The 16,405-nt window shown below is 41.1% G+C and carries 12 protein-coding genes; 4 read left to right on the forward strand and 8 right to left on the reverse strand.

The genetic code is table 11. From position 1 onward, the window contains the following. Window positions 1–48 precede the first annotated feature (48 nt). On the reverse strand, window positions 49–1,653 hold the full coding sequence (locus NST45_RS16125) for an extracellular solute-binding protein (RefSeq protein ID WP_038570008.1): 1,605 nt from the start codon (window positions 1,651–1,653) through the stop codon (window positions 49–51). A gap of 256 nt (window positions 1,654–1,909) precedes the next feature. On the opposite strand from NST45_RS16125, the gene NST45_RS16130 reads away from it, so the two are divergent. Together NST45_RS16130 and NST45_RS16135 are read left to right on the forward strand one after the other, a co-directional pair. Then, window positions 1,910–3,634, forward strand: a complete 1,725-nt coding sequence (locus tag NST45_RS16130; protein WP_256721477.1) for a sensor histidine kinase — start codon at window positions 1,910–1,912, stop codon at window positions 3,632–3,634. Between the two features lie 14 nt (window positions 3,635–3,648). Further along, the gene (locus tag NST45_RS16135) at window positions 3,649–5,259 is read left to right on the forward strand and encodes a helix-turn-helix domain-containing protein (protein WP_036689748.1); all 1,611 of its coding nucleotides are present in this window, start codon (window positions 3,649–3,651) and stop codon (window positions 5,257–5,259) included. 564 nt (window positions 5,260–5,823) lie between these two features. Here NST45_RS16135 and NST45_RS16140 read toward each other — a convergent pair. Beyond that, entirely contained in the window at window positions 5,824–6,918 is a 1,095-nt protein-coding gene (locus tag NST45_RS16140) for a glycosyltransferase family 2 protein (protein ID WP_076143203.1), read from the reverse strand. A 181-nt stretch (window positions 6,919–7,099) separates the two neighbouring features. Here NST45_RS16140 and NST45_RS16145 point away from each other — a divergent pair, with 181 nt between their 5' ends. Next, entirely contained in the window at window positions 7,100–7,981 is an 882-nt protein-coding gene (locus NST45_RS16145) for a DUF4850 domain-containing protein (protein ID WP_076143205.1), read from the forward strand. 131 nt (window positions 7,982–8,112) lie between these two features. Further along, window positions 8,113–8,925, forward strand: a complete 813-nt coding sequence (gene thiD, locus NST45_RS16150) for a bifunctional hydroxymethylpyrimidine kinase/phosphomethylpyrimidine kinase (protein ID WP_036689743.1) — start codon at window positions 8,113–8,115, stop codon at window positions 8,923–8,925. A 200-nt stretch (window positions 8,926–9,125) separates the two neighbouring features. Here thiD and NST45_RS16155 read toward each other — a convergent pair whose 3' ends face one another. The 6 genes from NST45_RS16155 to NST45_RS16180 form a co-directional block, all read right to left on the reverse strand. Next, complete coding sequence (locus NST45_RS16155) at window positions 9,126–10,469, reverse strand: glycoside hydrolase family 30 beta sandwich domain-containing protein (protein WP_038569998.1); 1,344 nt, start codon at window positions 10,467–10,469, stop codon at window positions 9,126–9,128. A 63-nt stretch (window positions 10,470–10,532) separates the two neighbouring features. Beyond that, window positions 10,533–12,170, reverse strand: coding sequence for a sugar ABC transporter substrate-binding protein (locus tag NST45_RS16160; protein WP_076143209.1), 1,638 nt, complete (start codon window positions 12,168–12,170; stop codon window positions 10,533–10,535). Between the two features lie 55 nt (window positions 12,171–12,225). Continuing rightward, window positions 12,226–13,113 carry a carbohydrate ABC transporter permease gene (locus tag NST45_RS16165; RefSeq protein ID WP_036689738.1) on the reverse strand — a complete coding sequence of 296 codons (888 nt, stop codon included), beginning with the start codon at window positions 13,111–13,113 and terminating at the stop codon, window positions 12,226–12,228. 14 nt (window positions 13,114–13,127) lie between these two features. Continuing rightward, a complete protein-coding gene (locus NST45_RS16170) occupies window positions 13,128–14,069 on the reverse strand; it encodes an ABC transporter permease subunit (protein WP_339826190.1) in 942 nt (313 codons plus the stop codon). 179 nt (window positions 14,070–14,248) lie between these two features. After that, on the reverse strand, window positions 14,249–15,256 hold the full coding sequence (locus NST45_RS16175; protein WP_036689737.1) for a LacI family DNA-binding transcriptional regulator: 1,008 nt from the start codon (window positions 15,254–15,256) through the stop codon (window positions 14,249–14,251). A 170-nt stretch (window positions 15,257–15,426) separates the two neighbouring features. After that, on the reverse strand, window positions 15,427–16,329 hold the full coding sequence (locus tag NST45_RS16180) for an ArsR family transcriptional regulator (protein ID WP_036689735.1): 903 nt from the start codon (window positions 16,327–16,329) through the stop codon (window positions 15,427–15,429). Window positions 16,330–16,405 lie beyond the last annotated feature (76 nt).

Consider the following 16,405-nt stretch of genomic DNA (forward strand, 5'->3'; position numbering starts at 1 on the left):
CCCCACAGCTATCCTGTAGGGCAGCACCTTTTTCGAAAGACGAATAGGTTATTTCACGTTCATATAACGGCTGTAAGCATCCGTGCGAATCTTAACTAACTTTTCAAGTCCCATTTTATTAAGCTTGCTCACATAAGCATCCCAGCCCTCGTCAATTCCGCCTTTGCTAATAAATTGCGCCCGCATAGTATTCACATAGCTGTCGATATCCGTAGTCAAGGTTGGCAGCTCCTCGAACTCCTCAGAAGTGTACATTACGTTAGGGAAAGGTGTTGTTACATATTCACTGCCCAGCTTATCCAGTTGCAGCTTCAGTCCATCTCCACTTTCAGGGTTCAGGACGATTTTCGATTCAAAGGATGGGCTCACATATTTCGGTCCAAAATCACGTAGAGATTGATCCCAATACCAAGCATCTGCGCTGGTTCCAGCTGGTGGATCCATCAATGTATAAGTGCTATCATCGTTTTTCTTAATAACCGTTCCAATCGCACCCCAGAAATTCTGAATGCTCGCTTCGTCAGTGTAGAACTGATCTGCCCAACGTGCAGCAACCTCAGGATATTTGCAAGATGTGGTAATCAGCAGCTCATTACGGTTAAGATTCATCCCAATCGGATTCCCGATCGTATAACGTTTACCATCTGGTCCGGCAATCGGTGGAATCGTCACATATTGATCGCTCCATTTTCCAAACACGGCGTCTGGAGTCCACTGGTACGTAAAGCCTACAATTGGAGCATCCGGATTCTGGAACTTAGCCGATCTCATCGTATCGTCCTGAGTGAATACCTCTTTATCTAGCAAGCCTTCCGCATACAATTTATTTTCCCATTTGAGACCTTCTTTGAACTCCTCTGAAACAGGGAAATATATCGCTTTTCCGTCCTTGATGATCATATTATTGTTATTCAAATCGGCAATTCCGAAAGGACTGATCAAGTCATTACCAATTTCAATAAAAGGAATCTCATCTGGTTTTCCATTCCCATTCGGATCTTGTTCTTTAAAAGCTTTGAGCACGTTATATAGCTCATCAAGCGTTTCAGGCACCTTCAAGCCCAATTTGTCCAGCCAGGTCTTGTTAATCACAGGCTGACGTGAGCTTTTTGGACGTGCAGGAAGTCTTGTTGGCAGGGAGTAGATTTTCCCGTCAGGAAATGTGCTGATTTTTTTCATTTCTGGGGTTTCTTCCATAGCTGCTTTGAGATTAGGCATATTTTGCTCTATATAATCATCAAGCGGCCGGAAAAAGCTCAGATTATTTACGATATCGGCATCCCCAAAGGTTTGATCTCCCAAAACGATATCCGGAAGCGTGCCACTCGCCAGCATAATCGACTTCTGCTCACCCCAGTCATTGGAGGACATTACTTGCCAATCGATTTTGACATTCGTATTTTTCTCCAGATCCTTCAGCCATTGGTTTTGCGTAAAGGTGTCCCCCATACTCCCCCAACGGACAGTCAGCACTTTAAGTGTCACAGGCTCATTCACAATCGGCAGACCTTCTTTGTTATAGCTGCTCGTTTCATTTGTCGCTGCATTATTCCCGTTGTTACCGCCGCAGCCAGCAATTCCAAATACCATCGCAGCCGCCAGCAGACCCACAGTCCATTTCTTTGCAGTTTTTTTCTTACTGTGTTGACTCATCTCTTAATCCCCCATTTCAATTTATCAAAATGCATCTGAATAGCTTTATAATAACTTCTTATTTTTTCGTATTCCGGACACATTAAGACGGTTATCCAGACCTTTGAATTCGCTTACAAAAAATGCAAAAGCTAAATGCTCTACTTGGGGAGATTTAATAACAGTATCCCGACTTCTGTATGTGCTATCCGGACTTTGAGGGAAATCCCTAGCGAGTTCTTATGTTTTTTTCACGCAGAGGTTTTATAATGACTTTATGATCAAAAAAACAGCGAACCACAAAACCTACCCCATTCGCCATTATATAAAAGTCATGATGTTGGTTTCATTCACAGTCCTTATTCTGGATTTAGGAATCAGCATCGCTTCCATTTCCATCGTTAAGCAGCAGTCCACTCGAAATTTGCAGGATACTGCGGCGCTTTACATCAATCGTATTAATCATGATTTTGCCTACATTAATCACTATATGGGCTGGACGCTTGGGAACGATGAGAGCTTACTAACGATGAATACTTACGGGGTCAACAGTATCGAGTTCTTAAAGGCAAATGATAATCTGTTTAAACGCTTTACCGAGCTGCAAAAAAACTACGGGCATGAGTATAACTTCTTCTACTATTTGAAAAATGAGACCTATTTTTTGAATTGCGCACCGATCAGCGTAACCTATACGGATTACAGGGAGCTGAAAAAGAAGATTATTTCTTATATTGATGATAAGGAGATGTATGAGAAGTTTTATTCCAAATGGACGCCTATTCTAGTAAACAACCATTATTATGTGATTAATATCGTACCCTATTACAATCGCTATTTAATTGGACTGATCTCCGCAGATAATCTGATCCGGCCGCTACGCCAAATTAATCTTGGCGCCAATGGTTATGTTTCTCTAGTAGATGAGAATGAACAGCCTTTAACTAGTCCGATCTCCAATAGCGGAAAGCTAATAACGGAAAATGGGGGATTCTCTAATCTTTTGCAATCGCGTACAACAATCAACAGCGCATTCTCAGACACCACCTTCAGCACCAAAATGGTCATTAAATATGGCATATTCGAAAAAATCATGATTGCCCAGCTGCTTATTATGTTATTGTTCTTCATTGTGACCTCCACGTTATGCATTGTTCTGCTCTTTTTCAAAAAAAGAGTGTTAGGTCCGATTCAAAGCTTCTCCGATAACCTTGCTTTCATTAATGAGTCTGGGCAACCCGCAGATTTCAAAAGCAGTGAGATTATAGAGCTGGAACAGGCTAACACTCAGTTTAAAGGCTTGGTTGAACAAATCAAAACCTTTAAAATCGCTATGTACGAACAGGAACTGGAGAAACAAAGAATACAGCTGGACTATATGAAGCTACAGATTAAACCACACTTTTTCTTAAACTGTCTGACTAGCATCTATAGCATGGCGCAAATTCATATGTATAAAGAAATTGAAAATATGACGTTGTCTACCTCTAAGTATTTCCGTTACATTTTTCAGAATGGCGAGAATTTTGTCCGGCTGGAGGATGAAATCGAGCATGTCCGAACCTACTTGGAGATTCAAAAGCAACGTTATCAGGACGCATTTATTTATTACATCGAACAAGAGGATCAGGCAGGCAGTGTGGAAATTCCACCGTTAGTGCTGCAAACCTTTATCGAAAATTCAATTAAATATGCGATTTCACGCGAACATGAAGCCGAAATCAGGCTTACAGTACAACGATTACAGATGGATCAGGAAGAAGAAATGCTCGTTATCCAGCTCACCGACACCGGTCCCGGTTTTCCACCTCAAGTGTTAGAGAAACTTAATCTTGGAGAGCCCTTGGATCAAAGCCAAGGTACGCAAATCGGCATTATGAATACGCTCAAAAGATTAGAGTACCTATATTTAAAAAGAGCAACCGTTACCTTCTCCAATTTGGAGGGCGGCGGCGCTAGTGTAATCTTATATCTTCCGAAGCTTCCTAATAAATCTAAATGAATGGAGAGCAAACTATGAATGTACTGCTTGTTGATGATGACTTTTATGTTATTGCCGCATTGCAAAAGAAAATTGATTGGGAATCATTACACATTGATACTGTTTATACGGCTAATAATGTCGCTCAAGCACGTGAAATAATAGAAAAGCATTCTGTTCAAATTCTGATTTCAGATATTGAAATGCCGCAGGGCAGCGGACTGGAATTACTAGCATGGATTCGCGAGGGAAATTATAGTATTCAGACTATTCTTCTTACCAATTATGCAGATTTTAACTATGCGCAGAAAGCAATCGAATTGCAGAGCTTTGAATATTTCCTTAAGCCCATTGAATTTGACAAGCTGATGTTGATCATCCATAAGGCGGTTACCCAAGCAAAAGAGCAGCAAAAAAACGAAAAAGCCATTCAGGGCGGTTACTTTTGGCAAAAAAATCAGGCGAAGATTCTTGAGCATTTTTGGCGGAAGCTAGTTAGTGGCAGTACATCATTTCCGATTAAATTGTCAGACATCACACATGCCATTGAAGAACAAAACCTCTCCTATCAAATGAGTGATACCCTACAGCCTTTGATATTTAACTTATTCCCTTACAATGGCAGTATGGGAAAAGAAGAAAAGGATCTGTTTGATTTTGCCCTGCTAAATGTATTGTACGAATTGTTTCAGCACCCTTGTTTTACCATCGAAAGCATTCTGGAATACAAAGATTATAACTGGATCGCCATATTAAAATGGAACCAGGCTCCAGATACGCAACTGCTTGAAGCATTATGTGCTTCTTTTATTCAAAAGGCGAATCCTTATTTAAAATGTGATGTCTGCTGCAATATTGGTTTAAACGATAAACTGAGTAATGTGGGGAATGTTCTAAAACAATCCCTGACTATGGATGAAGAAATTACGAGATGCAGAAATCAGACCTTTTTGGTGGAGGCTTATCTGCATCAAAATAAACCGGGCTATACACCACCGGATCTTGCCTATTTGGAAGAACTGCTGAATCAGAATAAATTCACTGCTTTTCTTGAAGAAGTTACACAATATTTAAAGGTCATGCTTAACAATAGAACACTTGAGACCTCTGTCCTTAGCTTGTTCCGTTTAGATGTAGTACAGCTAGTCTATTCATTTCTCAACCTGAAAGGGATAAGATCACACAAATTATACTCTGGCAAAACTAATGATAAATTATCTATGCACTCTTTGGATTCAATCGAGGATATGGAAGAATATCTTAAATACCTTGTCACTACAGCCATGAAATATCGTGACTTTGCTGCCCAGCCTAAGTCCGTCGCAGAAGAAATCAAACAATACATTCATTCACATTACGGCGATGACCTGACCCGAAATGATTTGGCTGAAATTGTCTATCTCAATCCTGATTACCTGGCAAGGATATTCAAACGAGAAACTGGGGTTTCATTAGGCAGTTATGTCATCCACGTCCGAATCGCGGCTGCGAAACATTTATTGGAAACCACAAATATGTCTGTATATACCGTCGCGAACAAAGTTGGCTATAGCAACTACTCCTATTTCTCCAAGCTTTTCAAACAAGAGGTAGGTCTCCCTCCAAACGATTATAAAAAGGAACAACAATACAATCCAGCTTACTAAAAGAGGGTAACCCAGCATCTAGTTCATGGATGCTGGGTTACCCTCTTTGGGATATCTTCTGCATATTAATTACTGTCTACCTTTACTCCTACGCTGCTGATAATGATCCACCTACGAGCTTACTCTTGCGCCCAGTGATCAACCGCCACACCTATACTCCTACGCTGCCGGGAATCTTACACCCCTGACTTTACTCTTACACCCAGCAATCATCCGCGATGCTCCCTGCTTCCGGACCCAGATGACGCTATTTGCTCATTTATCGCCTTTTGAGCACAGTTTCGGACTCCAGTGCAGCTATTCCTGAGATATTGCTCCAAATGGAGTGTGTTTCTGGTCAATAGCGACTATGCGGTCCGTTAGAATTCCAAATGTGGCATAAAGCAGCGTTTAAGGTCAGCTGGGTCCGATAGCTGCTTTGTACGCGGAAATCTATTCGAACCAGCGAAGCTTGCCGGGGATCACGGGAAGCTTCCCCACCGCCAGTAATCTTGCAAGCTCCAAAAAACACATAAATACCCCAGCAGTCATAATCAGAACGGCTGGGGCATCTCTTTTACTAAATTAAGCCTGAAGCGCTACATATTTATCACCAAGTAGATTTTTGAAATAGGTGCGATTGTATAACATACTAGGATGGGATGGATAAAAACTCAACGCCGTTTCATTGTGATGATTCGCCTTCTCGTGTTGGCCGAGACGATCATAACAAAGTGCCAATTGAAGATGCGGCAGCCAGGTATAAAAGATCCCATTCTTCATCCCCATCGAATCGTTATCCCGCGGTAGCTTAATCGCTAGCTCATACCAGTATGCGGCTGGATGCAACTGGCCTTTATCCAGCAGAAGTGACCCCAGTCGGCAACAAAACTCTGAACGTGGTTTATCATACTGCAAGGTTTTACATAACGCTTCAAATGCACCTTCTTTATCCCCCAGCCGTTCCCGGCATTCGGCAAGCTTTAGGCAAGCCTGAAAATTATCTTCAATCCAGCCCTGTCCACCCGCTAAGAAAATCTCATAGTATTTGCAAGCCTCTTCATTAATAGCATGATCTCTTAATTCATTCGCATAATAATACTGGTCTCTCGGCGAAAATACTTCACCCTGTGCAACACGTTTTTGATAAATCCGCAAATTACGATCTGTGTATTCCTTATCTTTCTCATGTGTGATGCAGACATCACTACTAAAAGAAGGACCACTTACCTCTAAATACTCATGAACAGGCCCGATCCATTGAAAGTTGCAGCTGCGCCGAACCAGCCTGTTGCGGCGTAAACTAGCTGTGACATTTCCCGCTTCGTCAAAAGCCAGATTATATTGCATGTTCACACTGTGAATATGTCCCGGCAGGATTTCTTTTAGTTTTTTTAAAAGAATCTGATCCTCTTCCTTTATATAATCATCCGCATCAAGCCACAAAATGTACTCCTGAGTAGCTTTGCTAAAGGCAAAATTACGTGCGGCACTAAAATTATCAATCCATTCAAAATCATAAATTACAGCTCCGAAGGACAACGCAATCTCTTTTGTTTTATCCGTCGAGCCTGTATCCACGATAACAATTTCATCTACGAGACTTGCAATGGTAGATAAACATCGGTGCAAGCTTTTTTCTTCATTTCGTACTATCATACATAAACTAATCGTAACCATACTCGCCCTCCTACACGCTTTGTTTGAAATTCTTTCTATATTGATATGCAGGGTTTAAGAAACGGACTCCCTCTCTATCCCGCCCGATCATGAAGAACTTCAGAAATATAAAGGTTATGTAAGAAACTTTCCACTCCATTCTTAGGTCTATATAAGTAAGATCAAAGGAGGTACAAAATATATGAAATCCAAACGAAGAGGTGTTAGAAACGGCTGGATCTTAACTTCAATATTGTGCGTCGTAATTGTACTAGTGCTGCTGATTGGATATAAAGGGCTCGACTGGGGAACGCCCACCACACCACCCACGTCCACCAACGCACAAACTAATAAGGAAGCAGATAACGAACCCAGCCCCACTCAAAAAATGCTCGAATTTCCTAGCAGTAATCCCGATAATGGGCAGGTCATCATTCCACTGCATACCACGCTCGCGCAGCTAAATATTGATAGTGGCAGCGAATATATAAATACAGAAATCCCCCCCATACCTGAAATGACCTTTGCTTTATCTCAAGACATGAAAAACCAAGTAGAAGCAACGCTGGTCTACCGCCCTGATATCGGTGGAGGTTATCTTCTACTTGCTCCTGCCGGATGGCAGGCTACGGCGGTTGTCGGCGCTAACGGTTCTTATGGAGTTACCTTTCAGGATCCGAACCATCCGGAACAAAACATGAACTATTCAGATACGGCTTGGACTTGCACAGGCTGTGCCATCACTGCAATCGGAGCCTATTTCCCGGAAAAAGCCGAATGGGCTGACGCGCTGGGATTTACGATTAATAATCCGCTTAAGTTTAGCGAACAGCATATTTTAGGTACTGCAGGAGCTGAAGCAAGAACGGTCAGATATACGCTTCAAGCAGACGCGAATGGCTATCAGAATGAGGGTGCTGCCTATTACGATAAGAGAGAATGGGGTTATTTATTCCGCAGTATCGGAATACATCAAGCTCAAACATCCCCACAGCAGGAAGTAGTGGAGACCCTCATGAAGTTCTTTACAGATAATCACGGACCGCTCTTCATTGCTGACCCAAACGCAGAGAAGCTGGACTAAGGGTGGGAATTTTTAGAGGAATGTATTTTCAACCTTGCTCTTGCTTTTAGAAAGACGTAGGTGTTATTTTTTGTTATAATCAATGCAATGCGTTGTTTATGAATTCAGACATATATAAAGGGGACGTAACCATGACTCAAATTATTAAAACTCTAACTATTGCAGGCAGCGACTCCAGTGGTGGCGCAGGCATCCAAGCGGATCTAAAAACATTTGAAGAGTATGGTACCTACGGCTTTAGTGCCTTGACCACTATCGTTACTATGGACCCGGACAACGGCTGGCACCATAATGTTTATCCAATTGATGCCTCCATTGTTGCTGAGCAGTTAAAAACTATTTTCGCTGGTGGCCCGGTTAATGCCATGAAGACAGGTATGCTTGGAAGTGTTGAAATTGTGCGCGTTGCTGAGCAAGCGATCAAAGAAAATCTTCAGACTAATGTAGTTATTGATCCAGTTATGGTGTGCAAGGGTGAAGATGAAGTCTTGAACCCTGACAGCGCTGAGGCTATTCGTGACTTATTGCTACCACTAGCAACTGTGGTCACCCCAAACTTGTTTGAAGCAGGTGTTCTTTCAGGTCTTGGCAAACTTACTACCCTTGAGGAAATGAAAGAAGCTGCACGTCTGATTCATAAGCTCGGTGCACGTAATGTCGTGGTTAAAGGCGGCAAAGCACTCGGCGGCGATCAAGCGATTGATATCTTCTACGACGGTTCTGAGTACACTGTATTCCAAACAGCCAAAATCGAACCCGCTCACAATCACGGGGCTGGATGTACTTTTGCCGCAGCAATTACAGGCGGTCTAGCTAATGGATTAACGGTTCATGAGGCTGTTGCAAAAGCTAAAGATTTTGTCTCCGCAGCCATTCGTAATGGATTTGCGTTTAATGAATATGTGGGTCCTGTATTTCACGGTGGTTACCGTTTAGAACGTTAGAACTCGCAATCCAATTACACAGAAAAATAAATGGCAGTCCAGACGCTGAACATCAGCTCTGGACTGCCATTTTTATTTACTATTATTGAAAATCCGTAAATTCAAAACTATGCTTACCGAACATAGATTTTTTATACGATTATTTTCATAAAAAAAGCACCCGAATCAAGATTCGAGTGCTTCTGAGCTACGTCCTCTAATTATTTTATCAAAATGGATAAAGCACTTTTTGACGCCAAACGGAAAGATAATTCATCCGCTCCCGGCAAGTTCAAAGCAACATTCTCAGCCTTTTCGCTATCGTTGAACAGAACAACTGCAATAGAGTTATCTGTATTCTTAAAAGCTACGGAACGAATCTCTTCTTGATTGGTGGAAGCGTCAATACGCACTGCCTTCGGACGAATAAATTTACTGAAATGGGCCAGCGCATAATAGTCGAGCGTATACGTAAGCTCCTTGGTCTCTTGGTTGACTGTCACAACACCACGACAAGTACTTTTGCCAAAACCCGGTACGGTTGGGCCGTTCTTTTCATCTAAGGCCATATTCCATAACACAAAGGATTTACTATGATTTCTAAGAATATCAATCCCTGTTCTCATTACATTGGAGAAGGCTTGTTCAAACGGAGGAATCCATTCTCCACCAGAACCTTCTGTAAAATGCACTTCTTTATCAGCAAAAGCTTTCAGAACCTCTGATTGCGCTGATGCATTGCCACCATACCAGTGCCAAGCTACACCATCTACTTCATCTTTTGCATAATCGAGCACGGTTAACGGATAATCTGGACGATCCCAGTTGTGGTCGTAGCAGAGAATTTTTGTAGCGATGTTGTGCTTAACAAAGCTAGGCTTCAGGTAGTTTTTAATGAAATCTTTTTGCGCCTCAGGCAACATTAACATACTAGGGTAGTGTTTTGGTTCAAATAAAGGCTCGTTCTGTGGTGTTACAGCATAAGTTGGCAATCCGTGCCCTTCAAAAGCTTGAATATATCGAACAAAATAATCGGCATAAGCCTGATAATATTCTTGTTTAAGTTCTCCAGCAATCATCGATCCGCTAGTCTTCATCCAACCTGGTGCACTCCATGGAGAAGCCATCAGTTTGATCTCAGGGTTAATTTCCAGAGCTTGTTGCAACAAAGGGATAATGTCTGCTTCATCATGTGCGATAGAGAAGTGGGTTAATTCCGTATCCGTTTCCTGTGCAGGTCTATCATCATAGCTATAAATATCTCTAGCATAATCCGATGCCCCCATTGGATTTCTTAATACGGACAAACCAATTCCATCTTGTGCGTCAAAAAGCTTGCTCATGACTTCCTTTTTCTGTTCGTTGTCCAGGACTTGATTAATCAAATAAGCGGATGAATCCGTAAAAGATGCTCCAAAGCCATCCATTTCCTGAAAGGTTTGATTCTCGTCAATAGTTACAGTAGTGGTCGCCTCTGCGTCAGCAATTGGAGTTAATTGTTGCAGACTTTGCTCTACAAACAATGTATTCTCCCCGGTGGATTGATAAATTTTAAGCTCTGGCATGTTGTTTCCCTCCATCTTTCTATGAAGAGGCCCCAGTGAAGGGGCCACATTCTATTTTCTAACTTATTTAAGGCCTAATTTTTCTTTGTTGTTTTTCATTTTTTCAGAACGAACTTCTACAATCTTATCCCAGTTGTTATCATTTAAAAATGTTTTGTAAGCAGCTAAGGTGCTGTCGAATGTAGCATCGTCTTTAGCGCGGATCATACTTACAAGCGTAGTGTTCCAAGTAGTATCAATTGCAGTAAGACTGCGAGCTTCAGGCGTTCCTTGAGCCGGGTTAATGTTTTCAAGAATAAAGTGTGGTTTTAGCTTTCCTTTGCCCCACTCTTGCATTTGTTTAATGGAATCTGCGAATGCGTCATTACTCAGCGCTTTATCACGGTCATGTCCAAAGAACATAAATTCGCCCATCCGGTAATCTTTTTTGAATTTATCGGCATTATTTAATTGCAGGTCTTTGATTTCAGGCAAGAATTCAATTTTACCGCTGTCGTTAACTTTATAGGTTTCTCCTTCAATACCGTAGTTCATGAGCTTTTGTCCTTCGTCGCTGAGCAAATAAGTGTAAATTTGAATCGCTTTGGCAGGGTCCTTAGCCTTTTTAGTAACATAGCTAATCATCCAACCTGTAATTCCAGATTGATTCAATGTTGGCTCATGTCCAACAGTACTTTGTGGTCCATCAATAGCGACATATTCCTTACCTGGATTTTCTGTCATGAAGATTTGCAGGTTACCACTTTGTTGCGGTGTTCCATCCAAAAGTATTGTTGCATATTTACCGGATTTCACTTTTTCTTCAAAGGCAGTACCGTCATCAGCAAAGCTGTCATCACTGATGTCACCATTTCTGTAGACTTCATTTAATGTCTTCAACCAAGTCAGGTAATCCTCATCCAGATTCCGGTTGTAGAAATCACCATTTTCAGTTTCCATCGGCACACCGATAAAGTCCTCCAATACATCTCCCAAAGAACCAGTGCCTGAACCAATGGAGTTAAAACCAAAAGGAATCATGTCCGGGAATTGTTTTTTGATTTGTTGCATAACGCTCTTGAATTCTTCAGGAGTTCCAAAGCTTGGTTTTCCAATGGCCTCGTAAACATCCTTACGGATGACAAAGGCTGTTTTAGCAGGGATGTTACCGCTATCATAATCGTTTTGCGTATTGGAATAGTTAGGGTATCCATAGGTCTTGCCATCAGCTAACTGGAACCAGTTCATCGTATCTTTTTCTGCAACTTTATTGAAATAAGGATCATATTTATCTGCCAGATCATTCAAAGGCAATGCCCATGTAGCAGCTTTTTGTACGACTGGAGAGTTGGAATCAAAAATAGTCAACAGGTCTGGCATTTCACCGCCGGCAAAAATCGTATTTAGCTTAGTGTCATCGCCTGTAATGAATTTAATGTTGATGTTTAAATCCTCTTTAATTTTCTTAGTGACAAGGTCTTTTCCGAAATCAGTATTCCACCAGTCTGCATTCACGTACCAAGTCAGATCTGTTGTCTCTTTTTTTGTATCCAGCTTCCATGCCGGTGTTTCCGGATCTATAGTATAACGGCCTTCAATGGAGCTTAACTCTTTACTGGAGCTGTCAGAATTACCTTTCGATCCGCAACCTGTAAATACTAATACAACAGCCATAAGTGCCGTACAAAGTTTGAGTCCTTTTTTCCCAAATGCTTTGTTCATCTTTTGATTCCCCCTAAAAAGTTTTGTAAGCATTCACTACTTGGAGATTTACTTACTATTCCTTCACCGCCCCCATCATCATGCCTGAGATAAAGTACCTCTGTAATATTGGATACATCACAACAATCGGCAAAGTTGTAATGACAATTGTTGCTAGTTGAACCCCTTTAGTCGTAGTTTCGATAATCGCAGATCCACCAACATTTTGCATGGATTGTGTTTGCGACTGAACAATGATTTCATAGAGCTTCATCTGCAGCGGGTAGAGCGATTGATCGGTAATATATAACTTGGTGGTCATAAAGTCGTTCCACTGCCCAACCCCGTTAAATAACGCAATGGTGGCCATAGCCGGCATGGAAAGAGGGATAAAGATTTTTAGGAAAATGCGCCAGTCACCTGCACCATCAATTTTGGCTGACTCTTCAAGTGAATCCGGTACATTTCTGAAGAAGTTCATTAGAATAACTACATCATAATAACTGAACAAGGCCGGGATAATATAAACCCAGAAGCTGTTTAAGAGGCCTAATGATTTAATCAATAAATACGTAGGGATCATTCCACCTGAGAAAAACATGGTGATTACACCCATGGCAACATACAGCTTACGTCCACGTATGTATTTCTTACTCAAGCCATAACCGATCATGGCACAAAAGAATACGTGGGTAATGACACCAATAAATGTTTTGGCAAGCGATACTACGAATGCTAAACCAATGGTCTCATCTTGAAATACAGCACGATAATTTTCCAAGGAGAACTCTGGAGACCAAAATATGAATCCGCCTTCCGCAAGCGCCTTGCCCGAGCTTAAAGAGGATATGACTACATTCCATAAAGGAACGACAATAATGATTGTACAAATACAGAGCAGGATAATATTTAAGGTATTAAAGATTCGACTATCGAGATCTTCTTTAGCCACCGTACGATTCACAGAAATGCCTCCTTCTACAGAACTGATTGATTATCATTTAATTTACTGGATACTTTGTTGGCGCTAATCAGTAGGATGACTGAAACGATGGAGACACCTAAACCAACAGCAGTAGCATAAGAGAAGTCACCTTGCGTCATACCCATACGATACACATAAGAATTAATGACCTCCGCCTTAACGCGGTTCTGAGAATTCATCAATACCAGGGTTTGATCCAGATTTGATCCTAATAAACCGCTTACAGTGAGAATCAGATTTAAACTGATAATCGGCTTCATATTAGGAAGCGTAATATTCCAAATTTGTCTCATACGGCTTGCGCCATCTATTTTGGCAGCCTCATAATAAGTAGGATCTATTTTCGACATAATGGCTAAGTAGAGAATCGTTCCCCAACCAGCCTCTTTCCAAATATCGGATAACGTTGCAATCCACCAGTATTTATTCGCATCAAGCAAAATATTTACCGGTTTCGAAATCAGTCCCAAACTGAGCATAATCTCATTAAACATACCGGATGAGGAAAACCAGGCAATCAGCATCCCGCCGAGAACGATCCAGGACAAAAAGTGTGGTAAATAAGAGATGGTTTGCACTATCTTTTTAAAGCGTCCGCCACTTAATTCGTAAATCATAACGGATAAAATAATAGGAATAATAAACCCTATGGCTAATTTCAGAAAGCTGATCCCTAATGTATTGACTACAGCGTCCCAAAAATATTTATCAGATAAAATAATTCTGAAATTATCGAGCCCTACCCAAGGTGCAGAATCGAGCGTATCAATTACGGTGTAACTTTTAAAAGCAATCGTCAATCCGTAAATCGGAATAAAACAAAAGATAATCATAAAAATAATTCCCGGGATGACCATGGATTGAATTTCCCATTGTCTCTTGTAATCAATTACAAATTCTTTGACCCTCTGCCCCATAGGCTTTTTCCCGCTCATTGGATTCTTTCCGTTTGTTGGCACTACGGCTAATTTATCCACTTTTTCTTCTCCCCTCCAAATCATGATCCCCACATAATAAAAACGTTTTTATTTTTTTGAAAAAAAAACCCTCCCAAAACAACAAAATTATAAAAAATGATCGGGTAAAATCTTGAACCCATTACATATATGTGTTCTTACCGACCAATCTTTACTTGACTAGAACCTCTTACGACTAATTCACCTGCCAATTTCATCATCTCGCCCTGTTCCTTCTTCTGGATCATGCGAACTAGGTGATTAATAGCCAAAATACCTTGTCTAGCAATTTGATTTCTTACCGTAGTTAAAGGTGGTGAGAAATACTGCGCAATATCAATATCATCAAACCCCATAACGCTAACATCTAGCGGAACTTCGTATCCATGCGATTTCAAAGCTTGAATACATCCAATCGCACTCAAGTCGTTCCCTGCCAAGAAGGCATCAGGTATTTTATCAGGACTATAATGAAGAAAAGATTTTATAGCGTTGTAAGTGCTTTCTTCCTCAAAATATCCTTGTATAATATACTCTTCATGCGTGGGTAGCTGATACTGACGCAAAGCAGCTAAGTATCCTTCTCTCCGCTGAACACTGTCGTACATCTCATCCACACCAGATATGTAAGCAATCTTTTTATGCCCTAGACTGATTAAATATTTGGTCGCTTCAAACCCCGCTTCAAAGGAATCAAAAATCACGCTTCCCATCGTGTCGTTCTTAAGCGGTCGATCCAAAAATACAGCCTTAATCTTGTCTTTCACCATTGCAGCAATTTCTTCTTCGTCTATTCTCAGCTCCTCGTAGATAATGACACCATCCACTCGCCGGCCTAGAATATTGCTCATAATCACTTGTTTATCCTTGGTAACAAATACATTCAGCCCGTAACCTAGTCGATCACATTCACGCGACATGGACTCGACCAGTTTATAGAAGTATGGACCCGACACACTTGTTGTGAAAAAACCCAGCATTTTGGTTTTCCCGTTCCTAAGGAGCTTACCGTTCAGGTTAGGAACATAGTTTAATCGCTTCGCAACCTTAAGAACATGTGATTTCGTCTCCGGGTTTAATACATCTACGTCATTTAACGCGTTGGAAACCGTAGAAATGGAGACTCCAGCCTCTCTGGCAACATCTTTGATCGTTACCTTTTCCATAATGATTCAATCTTCCTTTACGAATAAAAACGTTTTTATAGATTTAAATTAACATAAAAACGTTTTCATTACAATATATTTTTTATTTTTATTTTATCAGAGGTAATAATTGGTACACAAGCTTAAATTTTCTACAGAATCTTATAAACACTTTACCTGTAAACTCGAAATCATTCGTAATACACTCTAAACATAATGTCTTGCTCGTAGTTCCCAAATCCACGGCCATATATGGTTAGTCCACCTCTTCTCCGTCCGCTATTCTCTGCCGTTAAACGAAAGGTCCACTGATCCTGCTCTACTCGTACATCCTCCAAGGTAATATCTGAGATTTGCTGCCCATCCACAAAGGTTCCACCTGCATTAATCCGCAGAACCTTAAGCAAACCATATTGGTTAACATCCGAACGCCACCAAATGGGATTTAATCGTCCTCTAGTGAGGCCAAAGTCGCCCGGACTAGTCCATTTCCCTAAATCCTGTCCATTCATCATAAAGCCGATATCCGACGGCCACTTCTCATTTACATGTGGAGCTTCGGAACCTATTTCCAGTGAAATCTCAATCTCTTGCACCACTTGATCTTGAAATAGATAATTTGGAATCTTGTACTCGATAGAACCTTTCGCAAACCATACAATGCCGGCATTCACCCGTTCCGGGTCCAGAAAATAACGTGGATCATCATAATAGCCGATCAGTTTCTCAGTAGTAGCAATCCCGCAGGTAGGTGAAGCCTGAATATCGGTATATTGCCCTACAGGGATAGACACCTCAACCACCTTTCTGGCAACTCCACGGGAGCCCGATAATTTAATCTGCAGGTAATTCGCAGACAAAGAACAATATTTATAGGTCCCTCCATTTACTCGTCTCATTTTAGAACTGATCAGACCTGCTTTTTGCAGCTTTGCTACATGAGTACTAACAATTGCACTACTAAGATAGAGCTCCGCTGCCAGCTCTTTGATGTGCATCTCTCTGCGGTCCAGTAGTTCAATAATTCGCAGCCTAACTTCACTTGCCAGTGCTTCATACACCTGCAAAGATTCAGAATCTGTGGTTAAGTACATTTCAACGTCTCCTATGCTTATTGAATTAGTATTTTAACGAATCCTAAATTAATTCATTGCTTATTATAAGCTAAAA

The organism is Paenibacillus sp. FSL R7-0163 (assembly GCF_037969975.1).
Lineage (GTDB): Bacteria > Bacillota > Bacilli > Paenibacillales > Paenibacillaceae > Paenibacillus_AQ > Paenibacillus_AQ odorifer.

Excerpts from the sequence above, each read along its gene's own strand:
- NST45_RS16125 (WP_038570008.1), bottom strand. The coding sequence starts at position 1,653 with ATGAGTCAACACAGTAAGAAAAAAACTGCAAAGAAATGGACTGTGGGT.
- NST45_RS16130 (WP_256721477.1), top strand. The coding sequence starts at position 1,910 with ATGATCAAAAAAACAGCGAACCACAAAACCTACCCCATTCGCCATTAT.
- NST45_RS16135 (WP_036689748.1), top strand. The coding sequence starts at position 3,649 with ATGAATGTACTGCTTGTTGATGATGACTTTTATGTTATTGCCGCATTG.
- NST45_RS16140 (WP_076143203.1), bottom strand. The coding sequence starts at position 6,918 with ATGGTTACGATTAGTTTATGTATGATAGTACGAAATGAAGAAAAAAGC.
- NST45_RS16145 (WP_076143205.1), top strand. The coding sequence starts at position 7,100 with ATGAAATCCAAACGAAGAGGTGTTAGAAACGGCTGGATCTTAACTTCA.
- thiD (WP_036689743.1), top strand. The coding sequence starts at position 8,113 with ATGACTCAAATTATTAAAACTCTAACTATTGCAGGCAGCGACTCCAGT.
- NST45_RS16155 (WP_038569998.1), bottom strand. The coding sequence starts at position 10,469 with ATGCCAGAGCTTAAAATTTATCAATCCACCGGGGAGAATACATTGTTT.
- NST45_RS16160 (WP_076143209.1), bottom strand. The coding sequence starts at position 12,170 with ATGAACAAAGCATTTGGGAAAAAAGGACTCAAACTTTGTACGGCACTT.
- NST45_RS16170 (WP_339826190.1), bottom strand. The coding sequence starts at position 14,069 with ATGAGCGGGAAAAAGCCTATGGGGCAGAGGGTCAAAGAATTTGTAATT.
- NST45_RS16175 (WP_036689737.1), bottom strand. The coding sequence starts at position 15,256 with ATGGAAAAGGTAACGATCAAAGATGTTGCCAGAGAGGCTGGAGTCTCC.
- NST45_RS16180 (WP_036689735.1), bottom strand. The coding sequence starts at position 16,329 with ATGTACTTAACCACAGATTCTGAATCTTTGCAGGTGTATGAAGCACTG.